Source organism: Rhodococcus sp. R1101 (assembly GCF_000278445.1).
Classification (GTDB): Bacteria; Actinomycetota; Actinomycetes; order Mycobacteriales; family Mycobacteriaceae; genus Rhodococcus; species Rhodococcus gordoniae.
Genome location: NZ_AJVB01000568.1, coordinates 1 through 2,262 on the forward strand (window position 1 = coordinate 1; position 2,262 = coordinate 2,262).

At 70.1% G+C, this 2,262-nt stretch carries 1 protein-coding gene and 1 pseudogene; both read right to left on the reverse strand.

Features of this window, described 5'->3' with window-relative positions:
• Window positions 1-706, reverse strand: a pseudogene (locus tag R1101_RS0121690) (beta-mannosidase); the annotation flags it as partial.
• A 75-nt stretch (window positions 707-781) separates the two neighbouring features.
• The coding region (locus R1101_RS0121695) for an SbcC/MukB-like Walker B domain-containing protein (RefSeq protein WP_016935344.1) at window positions 782-2,262 on the reverse strand (1,481 nt) is incomplete at its 5' end.

The following is a 2,262-nucleotide window of genomic DNA, read 5'->3' on the forward strand; positions in this document are numbered from 1 at the left end:
TCAGGGTGCGAGGGTCGACGGCGCGCAGTTCGGCGCCGGCCGTGTCGAAGAAGTCGCGCAGCACCTGCGCGGCGCCGGGTTCGCACGACCGGGTCCACCACTGGCACGCGGCGTCGGTACACGAACTCGTCTCCGGTTCGCCGACCAGCTCCCACGCCGCGAGGGACGGGGAGTTCCGGTAGCGGGCGACGGCAGTGTGCATCCAGTCGCGGTAGCTCATCACCACCCGCTCGTGACCCGGGGTGAATTCGGTCCACCCGTCGACGTACCACTGCCGTCCCTTGAAGACCTCGTCCTCGCACGCGCCGTCCTGAGGTGCCAGGACCGGCAACAGCATCTGATCGTGCGCTTCGGCGGCCGCGAAGACCGCGTCCATCGGTCCGAAGTCGAGCTGCCCGGTGAACCGGTTGACGGCCAGCGCCTGGAAGAGGTTGAAGCGGGTGAGCGAATTCGGGGGCAGCGCGCCGAAATAGGCGTCGAGGTCGACCATGGCGCCGCATCCCCAGTTCACCGACCAGTCGGTGGCGAGCTGGTAGGCATTGAACCCGGTGGGCCACCAAGCCCGACCGTCGAGCGTGAAACCGTCCGGCGACGCGGTCACCCGCGCGCCCGGTGCCGGTGCGGCTGCCGCGGGGCTCGCGCCCAGGAGCAGGCCGACCACGGTCGCGGTGCCGACGATGAGTCTGGATACCCGAAGCCTCGTCATCTTCCGGATCGTAGGACCGCGAGGCAGGGAGAGCCCCGATCGAGGCGGAACACGCCGCAGTGACCGTCGTCACGATCAGGCGAACTCGAAGGTTCCCTCTACCGGGCGTGCGACCCGCCGGGTCCGCGGAGATCCGAGCGCGCTCTCCAGATCCGACCCGTCGTGATCGGCGAGCAGTTCGCCACCCGACCACACCAGCAGCGTGGTCGCGACGGTGTGCTCGGCCACCGAATGCGACAGGTCGTAGTGCGCGCACCCCGGCACACCCGCATAGGTGATCCACAGGTCGAAACCGGTCATGAACAGATCGAGGTCGAATTGCACGGACAGGCCGAGCAGTTCGCTGCGACCGGTGTCGTCGACACCCGCGAAGGCCTCGTCGAGGGCGAGCAGGCGCGGCGCGTGCGGGTCGGCCGAATCGAGCATCACGTGCGCCGCCGCGAACAACGGCAGGTGCAGGGAGACGGACTGTTCGCCACCGGACAACGCCGAGTGCCGGGCCGGGGTGAGCCGGTCCTCGCTGCCGTCCGCACCGACGAGACTGAACGAGAACACCCGCCACCGGCGGTAATCCAGCGTCGCGGCGAGGATCTCCGGGTACGACCGTTCCGGATGCGCGGCCCGCTCCGTGCGGATCCGCGAGGCGAAATGCGCGCGGATCCCCGCGAGATCGTCCGGTGCCAGCATCGACGCGTCGCGGTCGAGGAGTTTGCACACCGCCCGGGCCGGCTCGTCGAGATGGTCGGCGAGCACCCAGTGCACCCCGATGGTGTTGCCCGAGGACATGTGCCGTTGCCGCATCTCGGTACCCATCCGGGCGATGAGGTCGCGGGCGTCGACGGTGCGCTCGTGGATCTGCTGCGCGAGACCGGTGAGCAGCGCGTCTTCGAGGATGCGCCGTTCGGAGTCGGTGAGCAGGGTCTCCTGTTCCTGCCGCGCTCGGGCGATACGCTGCGCGAAGGCCGCGACGGACGTGTAGCCCTGTTCATCCTGTACCTGCACGACGGTGACGCCGTCGGCGGCGTCCCAGTGCAGCCGGTAGTCGCGGCCCCGGGCGAGCTCGGCGTCGAACTCCTGCAGTGCGGACGTCAGCGCCGAGGCGGTGGACTTGCGAGTGGACTCGGAGGTCGTGACCGATGCGGTGGCGGCGTCGAGGGCACGGAACAGTGCGAGGACCTCGGTGGGCAGTACGTCGACCGGGTTGTCGGGGGACTGCCGGATCCGATAGGCGAGCTGATCGGCGTCGAGCCACGCGGCCGCGCTGGACGGCCAGACGTGTTCGGTGTCCACACCGAGCAGTATCAGCAGGTCGCGGCGGGCGAACGGCGCGAGTGTGTCGGCGTCGGCCCGGGCCTCGGTGAGCGCCGACCGCAGGGCGGTCTCGGCGCCCGTATGGGCGGCGTCGGCCTTGCCGACTCGTTCGAGCGCCGCTTCGTGGGCCTTGCGGGCGGTCCGTTCGGCGGTCTTCGTCATCTCGATCCTGCGCCGCGCCTCGTCGAGCTGGATGTCGAGGCGGTCGGCGCTCGCCCCGATGGACTCGCGCAGCGTCGCGAGTT